Source organism: Halovenus salina (assembly GCF_026410925.1).
Lineage (GTDB): Archaea > Halobacteriota > Halobacteria > Halobacteriales > Haloarculaceae > Halovenus > Halovenus salina.
Window position 1 is genome coordinate 2,008,558 of sequence record NZ_CP112972.1, and the last position, 23,059, is coordinate 2,031,616.

Here is a 23,059-nt window from a genome sequence, read left to right on the forward strand (position 1 = left end):
TGCCGCCGAGGTCGGGTCAGCAGACTGGCTACATGTCGACGCCGAGTTCCATCTCGTAGCTGTGCATGGCGCCACCCTCGTCAGTGAGGACGAAGGTACCGGTAAAGGTCTCTCCGTCGAGCATGTGTGGCATCCATATCCGGTCGTCGACCCACATCTCGTCGTAGGGCAGGTCGTCGACGGCGTGCCACTCCGGTATCGCCTCTTCGGTCGCCTCCGGATTCCCCTCGATTCCGTCGGCGGTGAAGACGTGGACGTACATCGAGTCCTCTTCGGGCGCGTCGTCCCGGAAGTGAAAGCCGAACTCGCCGCATTTCTCGACGCCCGTCGGTTCGACCCGCAACTCCTCGCGGACCTCCCGCCGTGCGGCCTCGAACGGCGTTTCGCCGGCTTCGAGCTTCCCGCCCGGGCCGACAAGATTCCCCTCACCGAGCCCGCGCTGTTTCCGAATCAACAGCAGTTCCCCGTCGACGATAGGGTGACACAGCGTCGACTCGTTCATGCTCGTGGATTGCGCTCGCGGTAAGTAGCCGTTGTGGTCTCTAGCGACGCCGGCCCCAGATTTATTCGACAGGTGTGTCTACTGTGGCCTATGACCGTACCAGACGGCGTCTCCTCCCGGACCGTCTCGACGGACCGACTCGAAACACACCTCCTCGAATCCGGAGCCGAGGACGGCGACCCGGTGGTGTTCGTCCACGGCAACGCCTCCTCCTCGCGCTTCTATGCGGAGTTGCTCGCGGACCTCCCCGAGGAGTATCGGGCGATTGCACCCGACCTGCGGGGCTACGGTCGCTCCGAGCGACGGCCAATCGACGCGACTCGTGGGTTGCGGGATTTCGGGGAGGACATCCGAGCGCTCGTGACAGAACTGGGAATCCAGCGGCCGGCGCTCGTGGGCTGGTCGACTGGTGGCGGCGTGGCGATGCGCTATGCCATCGAGCACCCCAAGGAGGTGGCGTCGCTCGCGCTGTTGAATCCCGTCTCGCCGTACGGCTACGGCGGCACCCGCCGGGACGGTACGCCCTGTCAGCCCGACTACGCGGGGACGGGTGCGGGGATGGCAAACGAGGAGTTCATCGAGCGACTGGAGGCAGGCGACCGAAGCGCCGACTCCGACGCATCGCCGCGCAACGTCATGCGCTCGTTCTATCTCGCGCCCGAAACCGAACTCGATCCCGATATCGAGGACACATACGTCGACGCGTTGTTAGATACCGAGACCGGCGACGACTACTACCCCGGCGATGCGACACCCTCGGAGAACTGGCCGGGGGTCGCGCCGGGCGAGGGTGGGACCAACAACGCGCTCTCGCCGAAGTATCTTGACCTGACCGGCATCGACGAAGTCAACCCCAAGCCGCCGATTCTGTGGATTCGCGGAGCCGAGGACCGCATCGTCTCCGACACCTCGTTTTTCGACGCCGGCTACCTCGGCAAAATCGGCGAACTCCCGGACTGGCCCGGCGAAGACGAGTACCCGCCACAGCCGATGGTCTCACAGACGCGAGATGTCTTCGAGGCCTACGCCGACGCCGGCGGCGCGTACGAGGAGGTCGTCGTCAAGGAGGCGGGCCACTCGCCACACATCGAGCAACACGACGAGGTGCTGTCTGCGCTCACTGTTCATCTCGATGGGTAACGCCTTGTCTAGCCCTGTAACGTCACTCCTCAGACACTTCAAGTGCGAGTTCGTGCTCTGAGATGGTGGCTTCCGGACGCAGGAACTCCCGGTAGTCGAACTCGGCCAGTTCGTTGCCGTCGGCCACTCGCCGCGGCCAGTCCGGGTTCGCGAGCGCGCCCGTCGCAAGCGTCAGGAGGTCTGCACCGTCGTCGAGCGCGGTGCGTGCGGCCTCGGGGGTCCCAAGTCCGCCGTTTGCGATGATGACCGTGTCGTCGGTGGCGTACTCGACGGCGGTCTCTGCGAGCGAGGGGCCGTCCTCGCCGAACGAGGAGACGGTCGCGTCGGGCTCGGTGGTGTGAATGTACTCGGCACCGGCGGCCGACAGCTCCTCGAAGAACACCGCTGCGGCGTCTTCGCCCTCTTCCCACTGGTGGTCCGTGTCGGTCACCATCGTCTGAGACACTCGGAGGCCGACGACGAAATCATCCGGGACGGCGTCGGCGACTGCTGAGACGACTTCGACCGGATACCGGACGCGGGCCGCCGGCCCGCCGCCGTACTCGTCGTCACGCTGGTTCATCGTCGACGAGAGGAACTCGTTGATGAAGTAGCCGTTTGCGCCGTGTATCTCGATGCCGTCGAAGCCGGCTTCGGCAGCGTTCACAGCCGCTGAGACGAACCCCTCTCGCGCCGTGTCGAGGTCGTCGTGGGTGGCCTGTTCGGGCACGGGATAGGGACCGCTCCCGCCGTAGGCCTCTGATTTCTCAGCGTCGGGCTGGACCGGTGACGGCGCGATGGTCTCCTGGGGCTCGGAGGGCGGCATCCCCTGGTTCTGTGCGCCACTGTGCATCAACTGTGCGAAAATCGGCGCGCCAGCATCGTGGACCGCATCAACCACCGTCTTCCAGGCGTCGACCTGGGCGTCGGTAACAAGCCCCGGCTGATTCAGATAGCCCTTGCTGTAGGCGCTGTCGGTGTAGACGCCCTCCGTCACGAGGAAGCCGAACCCACCGTCTGCGAACTTCGCGTAGTATCTGGCCATCTCGTCGGTCGCACGCCCGTCGGCCGTCGCGCTCACCCGTGTCATCGGCGCCAGGCCGACACGATTGTCGAGGGTCAACTCCTGTAGCGACGTTGAATCGAATAACATCTCGAACGGCAGTATGTGTTTCATCGGAATAGGCCCCTCGTTCTCACTCCGCCGAGGTTGGGCCGTGGTGGCGGTCGGCAGCTGTCGACGACTCGAATCGGAAACTCTTAACCACGCCCCTGATAACAGTCTGGCATGGCTAAGTTCGAAGAAGCAGAGGAACGGCTCTTCACGGCCCAGGTCTGCATGCGGTGTAACGCTCGCAACGCCCAGCGTGCCGATAGTTGCCGGAAATGTGGCTACAAGAATCTCCGACCGAAAGCACGCGAAACACGCAGCGCATAACCCTTCCTGTCTTCTTATAGACGCAGGCACCGCCGAGCAACAGCACCGCCCGATAATACATCCGTGGGGCCTTTCACGTACATTGGACACCATTAGATACCATCCGTCACCACACTTATCCGTATCCACTCACAAGGCAGAGATGCATGTCGCCGACCCCTGCTACCGGTCGGACGCGTGCCTCGCCCGGGAGAAAACAGTCCGACGTGTTGGCACGAGGTCCGCAACGGCAGCGGGTGACAGTCTCGAGTGTTCGGCCTGCGGTGACACCGTCAGGCCCCGTGTGGCAGCGGCCGCGTCCACGTTGCTCCCTGTGGTCGCCTGCGGTCGCGTGCTCGCACGGACGTATGCTCGCTTGCTGGGTCGGCGACTGTGCATCCCGGACGGGTCGCGAGACGGTGCGTCGTGCTCCCCATTGACGGCGACCGCTCGCTGTCAGCCGTAACGAGTCTCCCACACCACCTCTCTGGACATCCCTGTCCCGGCTCTTTACTCGTCCGGATACTTCGGCTCCCGACGCTGCGCTCGTTCGAGCGCCCGCTCTATAACTCCGCGAACGTCACCCTCGTAGGCGTCACCGTGGCCGGCGTACAGCCGGTCGACGCTCTCGGGCAGTCGGTCAAGTACCCGCTCGATGGAATCGATGAGCCGTTCGCGGGACTGACCGGGGTAGTCCGTCCGGCCGAAGCTCCCGTCGTCGAACGCGCCGTCGTTGTAGACGACGACATCGCCGGAGAACATCGACCGCTCGCCGACTAGCGAGATGTGGTCCGCTGCGTGACCAGGGGTATACACCACTTCACAGCCCTCGTCGCCGACTTGGACCGTCTCTCCGTCCACGAGGTCGTGGGTCTTCTGTGGATGGTCGCCGTAGGCGTAGCAGTCGGCGTCGAACGCCGAGAGCACCGCGTCGAGTTCGCTCACGTGGTCGCCGTGCTGGTGTGTGAGGACAACGGCGTCGAGGCTGTCGGTGTGGTCGGCGATTACCTCTTCGACACCCTCCATCGCGCCGGCGTCGACGAGGGTCGTCTGCTCGCCGACCGCGAGGTAGGCGTTGCACGTGAAGGCGTCTGCGCCGTCGGTGACGGTGATGACGTCCATACCCGAGACCACGCCCGCCACCGGCTTGAACGTTGTCCGCTCAGAACTCGCCGAGGGTAGACTGCCCGCCGTCCCCGGCGTACTCGGCGGCGGTCGAGAGTGTCGACTCGAAGGTTCCACGCTGGCTCGGGTCGTACAGCGTCGCGGCCGGATGGACACAGAGGAGTACCGGATACTCCTCGCCGTCGACGGTCACCGCATCAAGGTTGCCGGCTTCGCCCGTGACGCCGACCGACCGGTCGAGAAGGTGTTCGGCGGGTACCTTCCCCAGCGTGACCACCAGATCGGGGTCGACCGTCGTAATCTCGCGGTCGAGGTACCCCCGACAGTTCGTCAGCTCATCACCGGTCGGGTCACGGTTATCGGGCGGGCGACACCGCACGCAGTTGGTGATGCGTACGTCGGCTCTGGCGAGGCCGACCCCCCGCAGGCCGTCGTCGAGCACATCGCCGCTGCGACCGACGAACGGTTCGCCGTCCTCGTCCTCGTTCGCGCCGGGTGCCTCCCCGACGAACAGCACCGCCGCGTCAGTGGGCCCGACGCCGTCGACAATCTGGCTCCGGGAGTCGCCCAGTTCGGGACAGCGCTCACAGCCGGTGACGCCGACGCGCTCCTCGTTCCAGCACGCTGGCTTATCCATACCGAGAGGACGGCGGCCGGCAGGAAAATCCTGTCGTCACTCGGTTTGTCGGCGAAACGCGTCGCCGCCACGCGCCGCGAGCCGGGCGACTCTGAGCGGCTCCGGCCGCCCGCCCTCGGGTGTGAACGCGCGCACGACCGCAGCGGCCGCCTCGTCGTCGATGCCGAGACTTCGGACATAGACAGGACCGTCGTCGAGTTCGACTGGCTGGCGCTCTGGCAGCGCGTCGTAGCTGTCGAGTCGCTTCTGGGCGGCCTCGCCGTCGAAGGCCTCTCGAATGGCGTCGCCCAGTCCCTCGCTGTCCTCAAAGCTCACTGACAACACCGGGGTTTCAGTTGCCTCGTACAGCCGACCGAGGTCGACAATGTTGTACCAAGCGGGGGCGATACCCGCCACCAACAGGTATTGGATGTCTTCGCGGCCGAGGTCGGCAAAAATCAAGGCAATAGCGGCCGTCGCGTCGGTTCCACCGACAGAACACGTCTCGAAGGCAACCCCGTCGACGGTCCGGTCGGCGCGTGTCACTACACCGGCGACTGTGCTTGTCTCTCCGCGGTACGATTCAGCAACCCCGAGGGCGCGTGCCCCGGATTTCACTCTTTGATGTCCTCGAGCTTGTCGAGCAGTTCGTCGTTCGACGCAGTGAACTCGAAGTCGACCTCGCCGTCGTGGTTATTCTCGCCGGCAGTAACAGCCTCGTCGTCGTCGATATCAGCGTCGAGTTCCTGGTTCTCCTGTTCGGATTCGTCGTAACTCCCGAACCCCATACACGTAGGCAAACGAGACTCAGACTGAAAAATGGCTCGCCGATACTAGTTCACATGATGGGGCCGCTACTGCCGAGCGAAGGTATTCGCCTCGATTTCGGTCTCGGGGGCACCGGGCTCTTCGGCATCGTAACGGTGGCAGGCGACCGGATGTGGCGTCTCGATCTCCTGTAACTCGGGTGTGTGGCGCTCGCAGATGCTTTCTGTGACCGCCTCCAGGGGGTCGCTTGCCCCCGCGAGGTCGCCGCCGTCGAGGATATCGATTGTCTCGGCGAGTGCTGCCTCGACAGCCGAATCCGAGAGCGTCGGCGGAATCTCGAACGTCTCGCGCACCCGCGAGCCGAGGTCGCCCGTCCCAGATAGTGACTGCCTGAGGGCGTCGATGCTGGCGTAGCCGTCGCTCAGCGAGAGCCGGAACGCGACGACGCCCAGCCACTCCTCGCGGGGTAACTCCACGTCGGATGGCGGGATGATAGACGGACACCGCGGGTGGAACTGACAACCAGTGGGTAGGTCGGCAGCGTCGGGCAACTCGTCGGTCAGGAGGTCGGTGCTGGTGTGTGACTCCGTCGGGTCGAGGCTCGGCACCGAGCCGAGCAGCATCTGTGTGTAGGGATGGTGTGGGTTCTCGACGACCTCGGCTGTCGGCCCGGATTCGACGAGCGAGCCGAGATACATCACGGCGACGCGGTCACAGAACTGCCGGACGACGTCGATGTCGTGGCTGATGAGCAACACCGAGAGGTCGAACTCCGTCTGGAGTTCTTTCAGGAGGCCGAGCACGTCCGACTTCGTCCGGCCGTCCAGCGCGCTGACGGGTTCGTCGGCGATGATGAGGTCCGGGTTGAGGACGAGCGCGCGGGCGATTGCGATGCGCTGTTTCTCCCCGCCGGAGAACTCGTGTGGGTAGCTGTCGGGGTCCTCGTCGCCGAGCCCGACGCGTGCGAGCGTGTCCTCGACGACCTCTCTGCGGCGCTCGCTGTCGGTCATCCCGTGGACGCGAAGCGGCTCCGCGACAGTCTCGGCGATGGTCATCCTGTCGTTGAACGCGGATTCGGGGTCCTGTAACACGAGCTGAACCTGCCGGCGGTACTGGCGCAGCTCACGCTTCCCGAGGTCGCTGATGGGCTCACCGTCGAACAGAACCTCGCCGCCGGTCGGCTCCTCCAACTGGAGAATCGACAGCGCCGTCGTCGACTTCCCACAGCCGGACTCGCCGACGAGGCCGAACGCCTCGCCGCGATGAACGTCGAAACTGACGCCGTCGACGGCTTTCACAGTGCCGACCTGCCGACGGAGCAGTCCCTCGGTCACCGGAAAGTGTTTTTCGAGGTTCCTGACCGACAGCAGTGTGTCAGTCACGGCTATCACCTCCGTCGGCTTCGGCCGTCTGCTTCGGTGTCTCTTCTGGGTCGTCGAATGCCGCGCCGGCTCGTCGAGCCTCGAACAGTATCTCTCCGGGGTCGCGCTCGGGACCATAGTGCACACACGACACGCGGTGGGCGTCGTCGCCCTCGACGGCCGCAAACGGCGGCTTCGAGTCGCGGCAGTCATCGACCGCGTGGGCACACTCCCGGTGGAACCGACAGCCCTGTGGCGGAATCGGGTCCCGCGTGGCGAGGTCGTCCCCGCGCTCGCCGTCGCCGGTGAAACTCGCAAAGAGATCTTGGGAGTACGGATGAGCGGGCGTCTGGAGGACATCTGCCGTCGTGCCACGCTCGACATCTGTTCCACCGTAGAGGACGACCATCCTGTCCGCGAGCGAGGCGACGACCCGAAGGTCGTGGGTGACAAGCACGAGCGAGAAGTCCCGCTCCTTGCGGAGGTCGTCAAGCAGGTCGATGATGCGCCCCTGAATCATCACGTCGAGGGCGCTGACGGGCTCGTCAGCGATGAGGAGATCCGGCTCGGCGGCCAGCGCAATCGCGATCGCGACGCGCTGGCACATCCCATCCGAGAGTTCGTGGGGGTACTCGTCGACGCGCTCGGCCGGACGCGAGAGGCCAACGGTACCGAGCAGGTCGATTGCCCGCTCGCGGGCCTGCTCGCCGCTCACGTCTTGGTGGAAGGTAATCGCCTCGGCAATCTGGTCACCGACCGTGTACACGGGGTCGAGCGCGTTCTGTGCGTTCTGGAAGAGATAGGAGATGCGGTTGCCACGAATCGAGGTGAGCTCCGACTCCGAGAGGCCGAGCAGATTCTCTCCCTCGAAGCGGACCTCACCGCTGATGTTTGCCGGCGGGTCGACCATCCCCATGACTGTGTTACAGGCCATGGTCTTGCCGCTGCCGCTCTCGCCGACGAGACAGACCGTCTCGTTGCGGTCGACCTCGAAGCTCAAGCCGTCGACCGCGCGTACGAGGCCGTCGTCTGTATGCAGATGCGTCTGGAGGTCACTAACTGAGAGTATCGTCTCGTTCATGCTTTCCCTCGCGGGTCCAAGATGTCGCGGAAGCCATCGCCGATGAGTTTACACGACACGATAGTCGCCGCCAGCGCCAGCGCCGGAAGCGCCGCAACCCACCAGGCGTCGAGCGGCGGAGCCCTGTACAGCCCCTGCCCGATGGTCTGTCCCCAGGAGCGGTCGAACGGCTTGTAGCCCAAGAATCCAAGTCCGGCCTCGGTGAGGACGATTATCGCAATCAGGTGGAAGGTCGCCGGGACGACCGAGTTCGTCACGTTCGGAAAGATGTGCCGCCGGAGGATATACCCCTGGGGCGCACCGATTGCACGCGCCGAGAGGACGTACCCCTCCTCGCGGCGCTGGAGGGTCTCGCTGCGGACGATACGCGCGATACCGCCCCACGACAGGAATCCGAACACGACGATGAACATAATCTTCGTGTTCAGCAAGAACATGTACGCGAACAGATAGACTGCAAGCGCGGGCATCGTGAGCTGAATGTCGACGTAGCCCATTAGGATGTCGTCGACGAGGCCGCCCCGGTAGCCGGCGACGACGCCGACGACCGTCGCCAGCGGCATGACGAGTCCCAGGGTGATGAGCACGATATAGAAAAGCGGCCGTGTCCCCATCACAAGTAGGTCAGTCATTCTGTAGGCCTGGTCATTGGTCCCGAGCGGATACGTCCAGGAGCCTTGGCAGATGCCTCCGCTGTTGCTGGTCGGGCCCGCACAGCCGCTGGGGTAGAGGGTGTCAATCGTGGCCCCGACCGGGGGTTGAAGCGTATCGAAGGAGTCGCCGTTAACGAGCGTATTGAGCGGAGCCCAATCCCGCACTGTAGCCCACCCGCCGACGGCGACGACCGTCGCGAGGATAACGAGAGCGAGTACTGTCGCCCAGCGCCCGCGGAGGTGGCCGAGCAGTCTCCTCACCCGCTGTGGCCGTTTGGCGAGTGGCACGATCATATACGCCAGGATGACGACGAGTGCGATCAGCAAGAGCCAGTCTATCCAGCCGACCTTCCACTGCATAACGAGAGACAGGTCACCTGTGTTGCGGTGGTAGTTGAACAGGTCGGCCACGGCGAACAGGCCAACAAGCAAAACCACACGCTCGGCAGTTATCCAGCGGCGCCAGCCGCCGTGGTCGTCCCAGTCTATCTGTTCGAACTCCGCAACGTCGCGGCCATCGGATGGAGATGCATCAGTCATCTGTTGGAGGGAAAATGCGCTTACTCCTTCGGACACGGATAGCGCCGGTAGCCTCAAGGAGGGTTTGTACAACGGGAATGCTATTTTCGTACACTGCCTGTAATCTACACGCGTATCGTATTCTATCCGATTAATGTTTGGTCTATCATTAAAATCATTTCGGCATATGTCTCTCTCTGAAACAGAAACAAACGTGCAAATATGTGGGTACAGATAGCCGTACCTGTCATATGCCCTCTACGAGCCCCTTCTGGGGTGATCCCCGATGAAGTTCGCGCGTCTGATTGCACAGCGTATCGCTCTGGGCCTGCTCGCCGCCTGGTCGGTGCTTTCGCTCGTCTTTCTGGCGTTTGCTGCTACCGACGATTACTTTCTTGGACGGCAAATCTACCGTGAAGGTTTGCTTGGTGCGGGCGAAGAGGCCATCGAACAGTTTCGAGAGGCGTACTTCGCACAGCGCGGCCTGGACGGCTCACTCGTCGAGCAGTACGTCAACTGGATGAGCAACATGCTCACGTTGCAGTGGGGTCAGTCGTTCCGAACGGGCGAACCGGTGCGAGGAATCATGCAAGACGCGGTCGTGACCACCGGAACGTACGTTCTGCCAGCAATCGTTCTTGCTATCGTCATCGCGCTGGTGGCCGGCGTCTACACGGCCATACGCAGTGATACTGCACGTGCAAACGGGGTCCGTTCGGTTGCCTACCTCGGTCTGGGGGTGCCGTACTACTGGATCGGTGCGTTGGTACTCACCGTCGCTGGCGGCGTCCGTCTCAACGCACAGTGGATCGGCATGCACGCAACGACGATTCAGCCCATCGAGAGGCCGTTCGTCTACGAGACATTCCTCCCGATGGTCCTCGTGACGATAGTACTGGTGCCGGCCGTTCTCAGCTACGCGCGGGCGTACTCGATGCAGTACGTTGCTGCCGACACGACGCGACTCGTTCGCGCGAAGGGTGGGGGACAGCTCGCGGTCGCCCGGCACGTTCTCCGTAATGCGGCCATTCCGCTTGTCTCGCTCGTGTTCACCGAGACGCTCGCGTTGCTCGCAATCGCCGTATTCGTCATCGAGGCCATGTTCGGGATAGAGGGGCTGGGATTGGTGTTCTACAATGCGGTCTGGATCCGCGACATGCCAGTCATGATGAGCGGCGTTCTGGTCGTCATCTGTTTCAGCGTCGTCGGCAATATTCTGCAAGACCTGGCGTACTCCGTCCTTGACCCGCGGGTCGATACCGGCACCCGGTGAGTCACGGCCCGTGTCCTCGCGCCTGACACGCTCCGTAGCAGCTGTTCTGTCTGTGATACTGACCGGCATCGTAGCTACCGTCGGCTGTATATTACAGTTTCTCTGGGAGAGTGGCGTCTGAAAATATTTACGTTCGCAAACAGGAGTATAAGCACACATCACATGCCCTCCACGAACGTCTGTCGGGGTGGTCCTCGATGAGCTTTGCACGTCTGATTGCACAACGCATCGCTCTGGGCTTGCTGGCCGCCTGGTCGGCGCTTTCGCTCGTCTTCTTGGCCTTTACAGCCACCGAAGATTACGTCCTCGAGGGGCGTATTGCCGCTGCTGCGTACGGTGGGGCCGGCGAGGAAACCCTCGACCGAATCCGGGAGACGTACTTCGCCAAACGCGGGACTGACCGACCGCTGGTCGAGCAGTATGTTGATTGGATGAGCAACATGTTCACGCTCCAGTGGGGCGAGTCATTCGAGACCGGCGAGCCGGTGCGAGGGACCCTCGGAGACGCGGTCGTGACCACCGGGACCTACGTTCTGCCGGCACTCGTTCTCGCTACCGTCATCGCGCTGGCGTTCGGCGTCTACACGGCGATGCGCAGTGACACCGCCCGCGAGGGTGGAGTCCGGTCGGTGGCCTACTTGGGTCTCGGGATTCCGTACTACTGGATTGGGGCGCTGATCCTCACTGTCGCCGGGGGTGTCGGCCTCCGGGCACAGTGGATCGGTCGGAGTGCAACGACGATTCAACCGATGAACATGCCGTTCGTCTACGAGACGGTCGTTCCGATGGTCCTCGTGACGATAGTACTGGTGCCGGCCGTTCTCAGCTACGCGCGGGCGTACTCGATGCAGTACGTTGCTGCCGATACAACTCGCCTCGTTCGCGCGAAGGGTGGGGGACAGCTCGCGGTTGCCCGGCACGTTCTCCGTAATGCGGCCATTCCGCTCGTCTCGCTCGTGTTCACCGAAACGCTCGCGTTGCTCGCAATCGCTGTGTTCGTCATCGAGGCGATGTTCGCGATGGACGGCCTGGGGTTGGTCTTTTACAACGCCGTCTGGACCCGTGATATCCCGATTATGATGGGCGCGGTTCTGGTCGTGATACTGTTTAGTGTCGCCGGCAACATCCTCCAGGACCTGGCGTATTCTGTTCTCGACCCGCGCGTCGACACCGGCACGCGGTGAGATAGTCTCGTTTCCCGCTTTCTTGTCTGTCCGAAACCGCAACCCCTCGTTTTGTAGTATTGGGAATATAGAAAAATACTATACGACTGGCACGCCAAGCTAGCAGCATGAGCGAGACGCTCGTCATCGTCGGTGGTGACGCGGCCGGACTGAGTGCCGCAAGCAAGGCAAAGCGAGCAGACCCCGACCGCGAGGTAATCGTCTTCGAGCGAGGGGAATGGGTCTCCTATGCGGCCTGTGGGATGCCCTACTACGTGAAAGGCGAAGTCGAGGAGCTCGACGACCTCGTGGCGGTCGTCCCCGAGACGTTCCGTGACCAACGCGGTATCGACCTGCGGACGGGACACGAGGTTTTCGCCGTCGACCCGGACACACAGACTGTCTCGGTCGACGGTCCCGACGAGCGCTTCGAACAACCCTACGACGACCTGCTGATAGCCACAGGCGCAAGCGCGGTCGTGCCGCCGTTCGACGGGATGGCGCTCGACGGCGTGTTCACGATGCACGACATGGACGAGACGGCGGCTATCGACGCCTACATCGACGACAAGACGCCACAAACGGCCGCTATCGTCGGCGGCGGCTACGTCGGTGTCGAGATGGCAGAAGCGCTCACAGCCCGGGGGCTGGATGTCTCGCTCTACGAGGCGTTGCCCCGGCTGCTCCAGCCCTTTGGCGATGTCGTCGCCGAGTCGGTCGCCGACCACCTCCGCGAGCACGGTGTCGACCTCTTTCTCGACACGCCGGTCTCCGGCTTTCGGGGTGACGGCGCAGTCGAGGAGGTCGCCTTCGCTGGCGAGACGAACGCCGCAGATATCGCCATCGTCGGCGTCGGCGTCGAGCCCAACGCCACCCTCGCCGAGGGGGCGGATATCGAACTCGGGCACACAGGCGCAATCGCGACCGACGAGTACGGACAGACCAGCGCCGACCACATCTACGCCGCCGGCGACTGTGCCGAAGCCCGCCATGCCGTCACCGGCGAATCGGCCCACGTCCCGCTGGCACTGACGGCCAACCGGAGCGGTCGCGCAATCGGACAGACCGTCACCGGGACGCCAACGCCGGTCGGCGACATTGCCGGCACGGCAATCGTGAAAGCCTTCGAGACCGGTGCCGCACGGACCGGCATCCTCGACGAGGAGCGGGCACGAGAGGCGGGCTTCGACCCGGTGTCGGCCACCATCACCGCACCGACGCGACCCCACTACTACCCCGGCGGAGCAGACCTCACCGTCACACTGGTAGCCGACCGTGAAAGCGGACGGCTCATCGGGGGGAGTCTCGTCGGCCGCGACGGACTCAAGCGTATCGACACCGTGGCGACGGCGCTCCACGCGGAGATGACAGTTACCGAACTCCAGAACGCCGACCTGGCGTACGCGCCGCCGTTCAGCCCCGTCTGGGACCCGGTGCTGACGGCCGCGAAAGTGCTCGACGGACAGCGATGACCGACTCCCTTGTCGCGTACGTCGACGACCACCGGGAGAACCTGATTGCGGAGACGCTCGCGTTGCTCGCTGTCGATACCGCGAACCCACCGGGCGAGACGCGCGCGCTCGTCGAACACATCGAGGATCGGCTCTCGGGACTCAGTGTCGACACCGAGCGGTTCGCGGTCGACCCCGCAAAGCCTAATCTTCTGGTGACGGTTCCCGGTGCTGGCGAGGAGATATTCCTGTACAACGGACACCTCGATACGGTGCCGTTCGACGCCGACGTCTGGGCGCACGACCCGCTCGGTGAACGGGCCGGCGACCGCATCTATGGCCGGGGCGCGACCGACATGAAAGGGGCCGTCGCGGCGATGCTGATGACAATCCGTGCCTACGCCGAAACTGGGACCGAGCCGCCGGCCGACCTGCAGTTTGCGTTCGTCAGCGACGAGGAGGTGGGCGGCGACGCCGGGCTGCCGGCGCTTTTGTCTGCCGACGTTCTCGACGCCGACGCCTGCGTTATCGGTGAACCCACCTGTCAGGAGGGTCGCCACTCCGTGACCGTCGCCGACCGGGGGAGCATCTGGCTGACGCTCGAAGCCCGTGGAGAGGGCGCTCACGGCTCCCGCCCGGTGCTCGGCGAGAACGCTATTGACCAGCTCTACGGCGCAATCCAGCGCGTGCGTGACATTGTCGGCAGCCGCGAGCTGCAGCTCGCGGAGTGGATGGAACCGATTCTCGACGACTCCGTCGCCTACTACAGGCCGACTGTCGGTGAGACAGCCGCCCGCGAGCTCTTCGAGTCCCCTTCGATAAATCTCGGCACCATTGAGGGCGGCGAGGCGGTCAACAGTGTCCCCGAACGCGCTCGGGCCGAACTCGACATCAGGCTCACCGCGAGCGTCGAGACATCCCGGCTCCTCGCGGAGATACGTGATTGCGTCGCCGGCTGTGAGGGAATTACTATCGCTGACGTGAGTTGGAGTACCGGAACCGCCGAACCGGTCGACAGCCCCCTCGTCGACGCCGTTACCGTGACGGTCGAGGAAGTGACCGGGATGCGGGTCTACCGCCGGAGTGCGACCGGCGGCGGTGACGCGAAATCACTTCGGAACGCCGGCATTCCGTCTGTCGAATTTGCGCTCGGGACCGACACAGTTCACGCCGTCGACGAGTACACAACTGTCGACGCGCTCGTCGGGAACGCGACGGTGTACGCTCGGCTCCCCCATCTCTGGGCCGCGAGAACAGAGCGGTGAGTCATTGTGTTTGTTGCGAGTCGTTGCCGCCACGCTGTCGCTCGTTCTGTGCTTCAGAGCGTGAAACAGCCGACGGTATGAACCAGGTCTAAAAATCACCGCAATAATCACTATCAGACGTTGCAGGTGTTGACGCCGAGGACCTGATTGATGATACAGCGCTGTGTCAGCCCGGTCCCGAGCAACACGACACCGACGAGGAGTAGCGCCGCGCCGAGCGGGAGCGCCGCCGAGACGACACCGGCGACGATGAGCAGCCCGACGACTGCGAGAATCGGTCCTGCGACGAGACGAGCTGTCCGGTCGAAGCCGCCAACGTTCTGTTCCATATCTAACTGTTGGGTGCCCAACAGTATATAACTTGTCCTATATTGTAGTTATTATAAAATACTACTGTCTATATTGTAGGATTTACACAACATTATTACGGCGACCCAACGTAGCGCCGGTATGTGCGAAAAGACAGGCGGCGAGCAGACAGGCTGTCGGAGAGCGAACGACGGGCACAGACTGGAGACGAGCCTGGGCGGAACTGCCGAGGGGAAGCGATGAGCGAGGACACCGCGCGCCCGACGACACCAATGGCGTTGCGGGACGCGATGCCGGCCTTCGAGAAGGGGCGGTACTTCAACTTCGGCGCACACGGACCCAGCCCTCGTCACGTCGTCAAGTCGGCCGAAAACGAGACACAGGCTCACGAGTACGAGGTGCCGGTCACCGACGACCCCTACAAGTGGGCGTTCGAGCGGTTCGACGACGCCCGGGAGCGCCTCGCGACGTTTCTCGGCGTTGAGGGCGACGAAGTGGCACTCACAGAGAGCACGACCGCCGGCATCACCGCCATCGCGGGCGCTATCGACTGGGAGCCCGGCGATGTCATCGTCCGAACGGACCTCGAACACCCGGCGGGGGTGCTCCCCTGGCAGCGCCTCGAAGCCGAGGGTGTCGAGGTACGCGTCGTCGAGACCGAAGCCGGCCGCATCGACGTTGACGCCTTCACAGAGGCAGTCGCCGACGCGAAACTCGCCTGTTTCAGCGCGCTGACGTGGACGCACGGAACGATGCTCCCTGTCGAGGAGTTGGTCGATATCGCCCACGAGGCGGGCGCGTTCACGCTCGTCGACGCCGTCCAGGTCCCCGGCCAGCGGCCGATGGACGTCACCGCCTGGGGAGCAGACGCCGTTGCGGCGGCCGGACACAAGTGGCTGCTCGGTGCCTGGGGTGCCGGCTTTCTCTACGTCGACCGCGAGGCCGCGGCAGAGCTTTCCCCCCGGGCTGTCGGCTACCGAAGCGTCGAGGACCCGACCGGGGACGACCTGGCGTTCGCCGCCGGAGCCCGGCGGTTCGAGGTCGGAACCACGAGTCTGGCACCCTACGCTGCCCTCTCTGAGGCAATCGAGACTATCGAATCCGTCGGCATCGAGGAGATACACGACCGCAGCACGCGCCTCGCCGGCCGGCTTGCCGAGGCAATCCCGACCGACCGTCTGCTGAGTCCCGCGGACCCCGAGTCCGGGCTCGTGGCTGTCGATGTTGACGACCCAGAGGCGACGACCGAACGCCTCGCCGAGGACGGGCTCATCGTCCGCCCGCTTCCCGAACCAGCGGCGGTCCGGGCGTCGATTCACGCGGTCAACACCGAGGAAGACGTCGACCGTCTCGCCGCCGCGCTCGAATCCGAGTGGGCGTGACCATCCGGATATAAACTCACTTCTGGCACCCGTCGCTCACTCACCGCATGGACGCTGTTCTGTTCGACTTGGACGGAACACTGGTACAGTACCGACGCTCGCCCGGTGAGGTGCTCGCACGGAGCTACGAGCGCGTCGGCGTCGACCCGGTGTTTCCCGTCGAGGCGTACTACGACCGCTACGACGAGTTTGCCGAGCGAACCTCCTCGATGAGCGAACTCCGGCGGGAGTGTTTCGCCGCGCTTGCGGCCGAGCGGGGCCGGCCGCCGTCGGTCGGCCGGGAGATTGCAGCGGCGTTCGACCGCGAGCGTGACCAGTCGAACGCCGAGACACTCCCTGGTGTCCGGCCGACCCTCGATACCCTCGCCGAGCGATACGCCCTGGGCGTCGTCACGAATGGTGTCCGGGACGCCCAGCTGACGAAACTCGACGCGACGGGACTCGACCGGTATTTCGAGACTGTCGTCGTCGCCGGTGACGACTGCGAGCCGAAGCCGGCGGCTGCCCCCTTCGAGATGGCACTGGCAGAGCTGGCGGCCGAACCGACTAGCGCTGTCCACGTCGGTGACACGCCCGAGACCGACGTTGCCGGCGGAGCCGCGCTCGGCCTCGACACGGTGCTGGTCGCCTCGGACTCCCAGCCCGCTGATGCGACCTACGTTATCTCCTCGCCGGAGGCGTTGCGCTCGCCGCCCTGGGAGTAGCGACACAGCGTGTCGCGAACACAACCTAACAATCACTCGCTGTACACTGTTGTGTGGGGGTCGATTACGGAGATTCGAGGCGGACGCCTCGCGGTTCGGGGCGGCAAACCGTCAGTAAAACAAGTACCGTTCTGACCTGCAACTGTCGGGCTGTCTCCCTATCCGAGCCAGCCTCCAACGAATCGTGCGCTCTCGTGGCTACTGATCGACCAAATCGTCGACCGCACGACCGATATCCGTTACTTGGCGCTGTTGGCTCGACGTTGTGTCGCTCAATGCGACGAGTTGCTGTTCGAGCGACGTGAGCTCCTCAACGGCGGCATCGACTGTTGCAGTCACCTCCTCGGAACTCGACGCGTGTGCGTCGGTTGCTTTGGCGACTTCCTGTGCGCTTGTCGCCGTTTCGCTGATTGCGTCACCAATCTCTTGGAGTGCAGTCACGGTGTTGTCGACGGCTTCGATTGCGTCCGCGATTTCTGTGGTTGTCTTGGTGAGTTCCTCTTCTGTTCGTTTGGTCATCTCGATCATCTCCGTGACCATCGCTTCGATTTCACCGGCCTGCTGTTGGGAGTCGCCAGCCAGGTTCTTGATCTCGTCGGCGACAACAGCGAACCCGTCACCCGCCTCACCGGCGCGGGCAGCTTCGATTGAGGCATTCAACGCGAGCATATTCGTCTGCTCTGCGATGCCGTCAATCACATCGATGATTTCGTTCATCTCGTCGGCCTGTGTGGTAAGCGCGTTGAGCGTGTCGGTCACGCCGTCAGCCTGCTCTCTGACGGCCTCCATCCGGTCGATAGCGGCAGATGCTGTCTGTTCACCGTCATCGGCACGGCTGTTTGCCTGCTGTGCGGCACTGCTTACAGCCTCTGCACTCGAGGCAATCTCTTCGATTGTCGCAGACTGGTTCGAGAGTTCGCCTGCGGCTTGCTCCATGCGGTCGGTCTGTTCTTCGGCAAACGACTCAATTTCATCAGTGGTAGAGACAATCTCGTCGATAGCCTCGGAGAGGTCGTCCAGCTCCGAGCGAACGGTGCCGCTGACTTTATCCTGGAGTCGCTCGAGCTCCCGCTGACGGTGGACGTGTTCGGAGACATCCGGTGTCACCTCGAACGCCCCGACAACAGAGCCCTCCGGGCCGCGAAGCGGGACACCGTAGGTCTGGAATATCTTATCGCTCGTCGGCACTTCTCGGACCCCGTCTTCCTTGATTGCCTCGCCTCTCCGAGCGACCGTCTCGGCGAGTGTCTCGTCTTCGTCTTCTGTTCCGATTACATCGTAGGCATTCTTGCCCAGCACTTCTCCCCGAGAGGTGTCGAGGTCGCCAGCCAGCGTCTCGTTCCAGTGAGTAAGCGTCCCATCGTCGGTCGTTACAAACACTCCCTCGGGGAACTCGCTGACGAGCTGATTGAACATCTCCTTCCAGAAGTCCCGTTCCTGGCGGAGGCGTTCGTCGCCTGCTTCGCTAATATCGGTCTGTGACGTGTATGTTTCCCAAAGATATTCGGTTGCGTGAGACTCTTTGCCCGCTTGTGAGTCATCAGCCCCCTCTGTGAAGCTCATGACAGTGCTTTGACGCCACTGAATTCAATGTTTGGATAGGATTCAATATTTGATAACAAGCGGCTGGTCTCAGTGACGACCCGCCTGAAGACCGTCCGTTAAGACGGGCGAGTGAGTCTCTCCATCTCTCGTTTCATCTACTCCGTCGTTGGCTTCCGGTTCCAACTCTGTTGCTCATGTGGGACGGTATGACCAGACGCGTATCCTCTCCTGGCGCGATACCTGCTGGATATCAAATAGACGCCTGTGGGCCGCTATGATATACTCCGGCAATCACACGAGCAACTGGATATCGGCGTCGGCCATATCCTGCAGCGCGGTCGCGGCCCCGACGCCGGTCGTGACACCATCGTAGAAGTCGTCTTCGTCGTAGTCCATCAGTTCGATGGTCATCTGGCAGGCCTGAAACTCCACGCCCATCTCCAGGGAGGTGTCGACGAGTTCCTCGATTGTCGCCGTATCGTTGTCGTCGATTCGCCGCTCCATCATCTTGGTCGTAACACGGTCCATGCCGGGAATCGCGCCGACAACGTTCGGGACGGGCATGTTGGGGTTCCCGACGGAGCTGAGTTTGAGGTTTTTCGAGCGCTCCTCGTGGAGGATCTCCAGCCCCCAGAACGTGTGAAAGACCGTCACCTCGTAGCCAAACGCCGCCGCGGTGCTCGCGAGGATGAGCGGCGGATACGCCATGTCGAGGGTTCCCTTCGTCGCGATGATGGACATCTTTTTGGCGTCGTCCTCCTCGGTCGCCTCCGCGAGCGATTCCTCCAGCTCCTCGACGCGTGCGGCGAGTTCCGCACGAGAGGGCGTCTCCTCCGCCGGTGCGTCGGGTGTCTCCGTGCTCATCGTCACTCTGTCTTGCGGACGTAGTGTCTGTACACGTCGCTGTCCTCGGCCTGGTCGAGGAGTTCGACCCCGCTGGTTCCGGCCGCCCAGCCGTCGATGTCGCTCATGCTGCCGGAGTCAGTCGCGAGCACTTCAAGAACCTCTCCCTCACCGAGGTCGTCGATGGCTCCTTTCGTTTTCACGACCGGCATGGGACACGATGCACCTTTCACGTCGAGCGTCTCCGTAACGTTGAATTCCGTACTCATTGGTTATCTGCTCCGTCCTTCTATATTGGAGCTACTGCACAATACTAACTCGGTGGGTAAAAGAATGTTGGTCCTTGTACTTGCTGTGAACAACAGGAACCGAAGATTGCGGGATTTATGACATAGAACGAGCCTAGTAGACTCCTTAGACGAAAATTGTGATATTTGTATTGTGTAGTTAGTGAATTACTATGCAAACTCTTTTGTGTATCTACCCGGTAGAGAGGGGTGTACACGATGAACCCAGAAGATTTCCCGGCTCCGGCTGTCGACGTCGAGAGCGTCGCTCCTGAGACACTGAAAGACCGTATCGACGCAGGTGAGCAGGTCACGCTTCTCGACGCGCGGATGGAGTCCGAATACGACGAGTGGCATATCGACGGACCGACGGTCGACTCGCTCAACGTTCCGTACTTTCATTTCCTCGACGACGAGGTCGACGACGAGATACTCGCGGAGATTCCAGCCGACCGCGAGCTGACTGTTCTCTGTGCGAAAGGCGGGGCTAGCGAGTACGTCGCCGGCACACTCGCCGAACTCGGCTACGACGTGAACCACCTCGACGAGGGGATGAACGGTTGGGCGAGCATCTACGAGGCTGTCGAAGTGACCGAGTATGACGGTGCTGGGACGCTGTTGCAGTACCAGCGCCCCTCCTCTGGCTGTCTCGGCTACCTCCTCTACGACGGCGGCGAAGCCGCGATCATCGACCCGCTTCGGGCCTTTACCGACCGGTATCTCGCCGACGCCGCGGAACTCGGCGTCGACCTGACCTACGCCATCGACACGCACGTCCACGCCGACCACATCTCGGGCGTGCGCGACCTCGATGCCGAGGGCGTCGAGGGCGTCATTCCCGAGGCCGCTGTCGACCGTGGCATCACCTACGCCGACGACCTGACCACCGCCGCCGACGGCGACATCTTCACCGTCGGCGACGCGACCATCGAAACCGTCGCCACGCCCGGCCACACCACCGGGATGACCTCCTATCTCGTCGACGACAGCTTCCTGGCGACCGGAGACGGCCTGTTCGTCGAGAGTGTCGCTCGCCCGGACCTCGAAGAGGGCGACGAGGGCGCACCCGATGCCGCGCGCATGCTCTATGAGTCACTCCAGGAGCGCGTGCTGACGCTGCCCGAGGAGACAATCATCGGCGGCGCACACGCGAGTGACGCCGCAGTCCCCGCCGAGGACGGCACCTACACCGCACCACTCGGTGACCTCGTCGCGGAGATGGACGCGCTGACGATGGACGAAGACGAGTTCGTCGAGCTGATTCTCGCGGATATGCCGCCCCGGCCGGCCAACTACGAGGAGATTATCGCGACGAACCTCGGCCAGAACAGTGTCGACGACGAGGAAGCGTTCACACTCGAACTCGGGCCGAACAACTGCGCTGCGAGCCAGGAGTCGCTCGCGGGTGACTGAGACGAGCGATGCTCGACCCAGTACCGCTGGCGGTTGTCGGTGAGCTGTTTCCAAACGGCGTCAGTCGCTACGCCGTCGGCGGCTTCCTCGTCGGCCTCGGAACGGTGCTCATCTACGTCGGGACGGGTATCCCGGCCGGCGCGAGTACGTTCCTCGAATCGACGCTGTCGTACGTCTCCGGCCAGTCACGATTCCGGCAGTACGTCGACTCCCGTGACTGGCGAGTCGTGTTCACGGCCGGTATCATCCTCGGGGGCCTGCTGTTTGCGGCCACCGTTCAGTCTGGCCTCCTCTCGTCGGGGCTCTACGAGGCCGGCTCGACCGGCGAACTCTACGATATCGGCGGCGTGACCCTGTGGCTGACCGAGGTCCAGCCGTGGCGGCTGTTCGTAGGCGGTCTCTTCGTTGGAATTGGTACCCGAATCGGGAAAGGCTGTACGTCGGGCCACGGCGTCTGTGGCGTCGGCTCGGCGTCGAAAACGTCCATCGTGGGCGTCGTCACCTTTCTGCTGGTTGCTATTGCGACCGCCCAGATTGTCGCCGCCACGGGGGTGACGCCGTGATGGCGGACCGCCATCCGCTGTTCAAACCCCTGGTGTTCGTCGGGGGTATCGTCTTCGGCTTCGGACTTGGATTCAGTCATATGGCCCGTCCCGAGGTGGTCCTGAACTTCCTCACGTTCGAGGATTTCGGACTGTTGTTCGTCATGTTCGGTGCGGCCATCGTCTCGGGTATCGCCTTTGCGGTCATGCCACGGATTCGCGACACCGCACCGCTGTCGGGCAACCGCTACGAGCGCCGGCTGAAGTCATTCGACCGGAACGTGCTCGTCGGCGGCGCTATCTTCGGTGTCGGCTGGGGGCTCTCGGGCATCTGTCCCGGCGCGGCTTACGCCAGTCTCGGCACCGGCAACGTCACGATCCTCTGGGCGCTCGCGGGGATGTTCGTCGGCGCCTACGCACAGGGATACGTGCGGAGTCGCGCGTCTGCTGGCGTCACAGCGGCGAGTGCTGACTGAGCCTGTCTCATCATGGAACTTTCAGTAGTTGCTGTCTTTCTCGTCGCCGGTGTCGCGAGCCTGTTCATGTCGTGGGTTATCGGAGCCGGCTCCAGCGGCGCGACGCCGTTTGCCCCGGCGGTCGGTGCGAACGCGATTTCGACGATGCGGGCGGCGTTTGTCGTCGGCATCTTTGGTTTTGCCGGCGCGGTGATACAGGGTGCGAACGTCTCTGAGGCGGTCGGTCGGGGCCTCGTCGGCGGCGGTAGCCTTCCCGCGACCGGCGTCATCGTCGTCCTGTTCATCGGTGCCGGGCTGATGGCCGTCGGCATCAAGACAGGGTATCCGATTGCCACTGCCTTCACCGTCACCGGCGCTGTCGTCGGTGTCGGCCTCGCACTCGGTGGGACGCCCGTCTGGTCGAAGTACCTCCAGGTGGGCGCGGTCTGGCTGCTGACGCCGGTCGTCGGCGGCGGGCTCGCGTACGCCATCGCGAGCGTCCTCCCCCGGAACGACGTGCCCGAACGGTACAGCGTCGCGGCCCTTGCTGGTCTCGTCGGGGCGGTGCTGGCGAACGTCGAGTTCGCCTATCTCGGTCCGGGCGAGCGTGCGGGGACCGCCGCTGGCTTCGTGGGGCGAACGCTCGGCGCCGAGACGGCGACGACAGCCGGCTCCGTCTCGGTCCTCGTCGGGCTCGGGGTCGCCGGGCTCGTCTGGTGGGATGTCGGACGGCAGACGACCAACGGACTCCGGCGGGTGCTCCTTGCGCTTGGCTCGCTTGTTGCCTTCTCGGCGGGTGGGAGCCAGGTTGGCCTCGCTGTTGGCCCCCTGCTCCCGTTGCTCGACGGCGTCGAGATGGTTTCGGTGACCGCAGTCCTCGTCGGCGGCGGTGCTGGCATCCTCGTCGGCTCCTGGACCGGCGCGCCGCGGATGATAAAATCGCTGGCACAGGACTACTCCTCGCTCGGCCCGCGACGCTCTATCGCTGCGCTTGTTCCTTCGTTTCTCATCGCACAGGCCGCCGTGTTTCTCGGCGTCCCGGTCTCGTTCAACGAGATTATCGTCAGCGCAATCATCGGAAGCGGCGCGGCGGTCGGCGGTGGTGACGCGGTGAGCCCGCGGAAAATCCTGGTCACCGTCGGTGCCTGGGCTGGCTCGCTCGTGTTCGCGCTTGCCGCTGGCTACGCTGTGGTCCTCGCGCTGCCGATGCAGTGAGCCACAGGTCCCGACCGGCTGTCTCACGCAGCAGTATTTCAGAACTAAACA

General features: G+C 63.6%; 26 protein-coding genes. 12 read left to right on the forward strand and 14 right to left on the reverse strand.

The window, feature by feature from the left end:
• Positions 1 to 28: 28 nt before the first annotated feature.
• Positions 29 to 502 (reverse strand): 8-oxo-dGTP diphosphatase, encoded by a 474-nt coding sequence (locus tag OSC37_RS10070; protein ID WP_267161344.1) that lies wholly within the window; start codon positions 500 to 502, stop codon positions 29 to 31.
• A gap of 90 nt (positions 503 to 592) precedes the next feature.
• Here OSC37_RS10070 and OSC37_RS10075 point away from each other — a divergent pair, with 90 nt between their 5' ends.
• Positions 593 to 1,642 carry an alpha/beta fold hydrolase gene (locus OSC37_RS10075; protein WP_267161345.1) on the forward strand — a complete coding sequence of 350 codons (1,050 nt, stop codon included), beginning with the start codon at positions 593 to 595 and terminating at the stop codon, positions 1,640 to 1,642.
• Positions 1,643 to 1,664: 22 nt separating this feature from the next.
• Here the strand turns inward: OSC37_RS10075 and OSC37_RS10080 are convergent, their stop codons facing one another.
• A complete protein-coding gene (locus OSC37_RS10080) occupies positions 1,665 to 2,786 on the reverse strand; it encodes an oxidoreductase (RefSeq protein WP_368409583.1) in 1,122 nt (373 codons plus the stop codon).
• 123 nt (positions 2,787 to 2,909) lie between these two features.
• Here OSC37_RS10080 and OSC37_RS10085 point away from each other — a divergent pair, with 123 nt between their 5' ends.
• Entirely contained in the window at positions 2,910 to 3,059 is a 150-nt protein-coding gene (locus tag OSC37_RS10085) for a 50S ribosomal protein L40e (protein WP_267161347.1), read from the forward strand.
• Between the two features lie 272 nt (positions 3,060 to 3,331).
• Here the strand turns inward: OSC37_RS10085 and OSC37_RS10090 are convergent, their stop codons facing one another.
• The 8 genes from OSC37_RS10090 to OSC37_RS10125 form a co-directional block, all read right to left on the reverse strand.
• The gene (locus OSC37_RS10090; protein ID WP_267161348.1) at positions 3,332 to 3,475 is read right to left on the reverse strand and encodes a hypothetical protein; all 144 of its coding nucleotides are present in this window, start codon (positions 3,473 to 3,475) and stop codon (positions 3,332 to 3,334) included.
• A gap of 73 nt (positions 3,476 to 3,548) precedes the next feature.
• The gene (locus OSC37_RS10095; protein WP_267161349.1) at positions 3,549 to 4,160 is read right to left on the reverse strand and encodes an MBL fold metallo-hydrolase; all 612 of its coding nucleotides are present in this window, start codon (positions 4,158 to 4,160) and stop codon (positions 3,549 to 3,551) included.
• Between the two features lie 40 nt (positions 4,161 to 4,200).
• Positions 4,201 to 4,800: a uracil-DNA glycosylase gene (locus OSC37_RS10100; RefSeq protein ID WP_267161350.1), complete on the reverse strand. Its 600-nt coding sequence runs from the start codon at positions 4,798 to 4,800 to the stop codon at positions 4,201 to 4,203.
• A gap of 36 nt (positions 4,801 to 4,836) precedes the next feature.
• Positions 4,837 to 5,397: an endonuclease dU gene (locus tag OSC37_RS10105; RefSeq protein ID WP_267161351.1), complete on the reverse strand. Its 561-nt coding sequence runs from the start codon at positions 5,395 to 5,397 to the stop codon at positions 4,837 to 4,839.
• Complete coding sequence (locus OSC37_RS10110; protein WP_267161352.1) at positions 5,394 to 5,567, reverse strand: DUF5786 family protein; 174 nt, start codon at positions 5,565 to 5,567, stop codon at positions 5,394 to 5,396. The genes OSC37_RS10105 and OSC37_RS10110 overlap by 4 nt, the downstream gene beginning before the upstream one ends.
• Positions 5,568 to 5,633: 66 nt before the next feature.
• On the reverse strand, positions 5,634 to 6,929 hold the full coding sequence (locus OSC37_RS10115) for an ABC transporter ATP-binding protein (protein WP_267161353.1): 1,296 nt from the start codon (positions 6,927 to 6,929) through the stop codon (positions 5,634 to 5,636).
• Positions 6,922 to 7,989 carry an ABC transporter ATP-binding protein gene (locus tag OSC37_RS10120; protein WP_267161354.1) on the reverse strand — a complete coding sequence of 356 codons (1,068 nt, stop codon included), beginning with the start codon at positions 7,987 to 7,989 and terminating at the stop codon, positions 6,922 to 6,924. Before OSC37_RS10120 ends, OSC37_RS10115 begins: the two co-directional genes overlap by 8 nt.
• Complete coding sequence (locus OSC37_RS10125; protein ID WP_267161355.1) at positions 7,986 to 9,182, reverse strand: ABC transporter permease; 1,197 nt, start codon at positions 9,180 to 9,182, stop codon at positions 7,986 to 7,988. The genes OSC37_RS10120 and OSC37_RS10125 overlap by 4 nt, the downstream gene beginning before the upstream one ends.
• A gap of 265 nt (positions 9,183 to 9,447) precedes the next feature.
• On the opposite strand from OSC37_RS10125, the gene OSC37_RS10130 reads away from it, so the two are divergent.
• From OSC37_RS10130 to OSC37_RS10145, 4 genes are all read left to right on the forward strand, one after another.
• Positions 9,448 to 10,434 carry an ABC transporter permease gene (locus OSC37_RS10130; protein ID WP_267161356.1) on the forward strand — a complete coding sequence of 329 codons (987 nt, stop codon included), beginning with the start codon at positions 9,448 to 9,450 and terminating at the stop codon, positions 10,432 to 10,434.
• Between the two features lie 197 nt (positions 10,435 to 10,631).
• On the forward strand, positions 10,632 to 11,618 hold the full coding sequence (locus OSC37_RS10135; protein WP_267161357.1) for an ABC transporter permease: 987 nt from the start codon (positions 10,632 to 10,634) through the stop codon (positions 11,616 to 11,618).
• Between the two features lie 107 nt (positions 11,619 to 11,725).
• Positions 11,726 to 13,069, forward strand: a complete 1,344-nt coding sequence (locus OSC37_RS10140; RefSeq protein WP_267161358.1) for an FAD-dependent oxidoreductase — start codon at positions 11,726 to 11,728, stop codon at positions 13,067 to 13,069.
• A complete protein-coding gene (locus OSC37_RS10145; RefSeq protein ID WP_267161359.1) occupies positions 13,066 to 14,313 on the forward strand; it encodes a M20 family metallopeptidase in 1,248 nt (415 codons plus the stop codon). The genes OSC37_RS10140 and OSC37_RS10145 overlap by 4 nt, the downstream gene beginning before the upstream one ends.
• Positions 14,314 to 14,426: 113 nt before the next feature.
• Here the strand turns inward: OSC37_RS10145 and OSC37_RS10150 are convergent, their stop codons facing one another.
• Positions 14,427 to 14,642, reverse strand: coding sequence for a YgaP-like transmembrane domain (locus OSC37_RS10150; protein WP_267161360.1), 216 nt, complete (start codon positions 14,640 to 14,642; stop codon positions 14,427 to 14,429).
• Positions 14,643 to 14,861: 219 nt separating this feature from the next.
• Here OSC37_RS10150 and OSC37_RS10155 point away from each other — a divergent pair, with 219 nt between their 5' ends.
• A complete protein-coding gene (locus tag OSC37_RS10155) occupies positions 14,862 to 16,004 on the forward strand; it encodes an aminotransferase class V-fold PLP-dependent enzyme (protein ID WP_267161361.1) in 1,143 nt (380 codons plus the stop codon).
• Between the two features lie 47 nt (positions 16,005 to 16,051).
• Complete coding sequence (locus tag OSC37_RS10160) at positions 16,052 to 16,708, forward strand: HAD family hydrolase (protein WP_267161362.1); 657 nt, start codon at positions 16,052 to 16,054, stop codon at positions 16,706 to 16,708.
• Positions 16,709 to 16,906: 198 nt separating this feature from the next.
• On the opposite strand, the gene OSC37_RS10165 is transcribed toward OSC37_RS10160, so the two are convergent.
• The 3 genes from OSC37_RS10165 to OSC37_RS10175 all read right to left on the reverse strand — a co-directional run bounded on the left by OSC37_RS10165 (position 16,907) and on the right by OSC37_RS10175 (position 19,365).
• Positions 16,907 to 18,271, reverse strand: coding sequence for a methyl-accepting chemotaxis protein (locus OSC37_RS10165; RefSeq protein ID WP_267161363.1), 1,365 nt, complete (start codon positions 18,269 to 18,271; stop codon positions 16,907 to 16,909).
• Between the two features lie 273 nt (positions 18,272 to 18,544).
• Positions 18,545 to 19,117 carry a DsrE/DsrF/DrsH-like family protein gene (locus tag OSC37_RS10170; RefSeq protein WP_267161364.1) on the reverse strand — a complete coding sequence of 191 codons (573 nt, stop codon included), beginning with the start codon at positions 19,115 to 19,117 and terminating at the stop codon, positions 18,545 to 18,547.
• A gap of 2 nt (positions 19,118 to 19,119) precedes the next feature.
• The gene (locus OSC37_RS10175) at positions 19,120 to 19,365 is read right to left on the reverse strand and encodes a sulfurtransferase TusA family protein (RefSeq protein WP_267161365.1); all 246 of its coding nucleotides are present in this window, start codon (positions 19,363 to 19,365) and stop codon (positions 19,120 to 19,122) included.
• Between the two features lie 237 nt (positions 19,366 to 19,602).
• Here OSC37_RS10175 and OSC37_RS10180 point away from each other — a divergent pair, with 237 nt between their 5' ends.
• Genes OSC37_RS10180 through OSC37_RS10195 form a run of 4 tightly spaced genes read left to right on the forward strand, consistent with a single transcriptional unit; the run spans position 19,603 to position 23,008 of the window.
• Complete coding sequence (locus OSC37_RS10180) at positions 19,603 to 20,796, forward strand: MBL fold metallo-hydrolase (protein WP_267161366.1); 1,194 nt, start codon at positions 19,603 to 19,605, stop codon at positions 20,794 to 20,796.
• Positions 20,797 to 20,804: 8 nt separating this feature from the next.
• A complete protein-coding gene (locus OSC37_RS10185; RefSeq protein ID WP_267161367.1) occupies positions 20,805 to 21,359 on the forward strand; it encodes a YeeE/YedE family protein in 555 nt (184 codons plus the stop codon).
• On the forward strand, positions 21,359 to 21,814 hold the full coding sequence (locus OSC37_RS10190; protein ID WP_267161368.1) for a YeeE/YedE family protein: 456 nt from the start codon (positions 21,359 to 21,361) through the stop codon (positions 21,812 to 21,814). The genes OSC37_RS10185 and OSC37_RS10190 overlap by 1 nt, the downstream gene beginning before the upstream one ends.
• Before the next feature lie 12 nt (positions 21,815 to 21,826).
• Positions 21,827 to 23,008, forward strand: coding sequence for an inorganic phosphate transporter (locus OSC37_RS10195; RefSeq protein ID WP_267161369.1), 1,182 nt, complete (start codon positions 21,827 to 21,829; stop codon positions 23,006 to 23,008).
• The last annotated feature ends 51 nt before the right edge of the window (positions 23,009 to 23,059 follow it).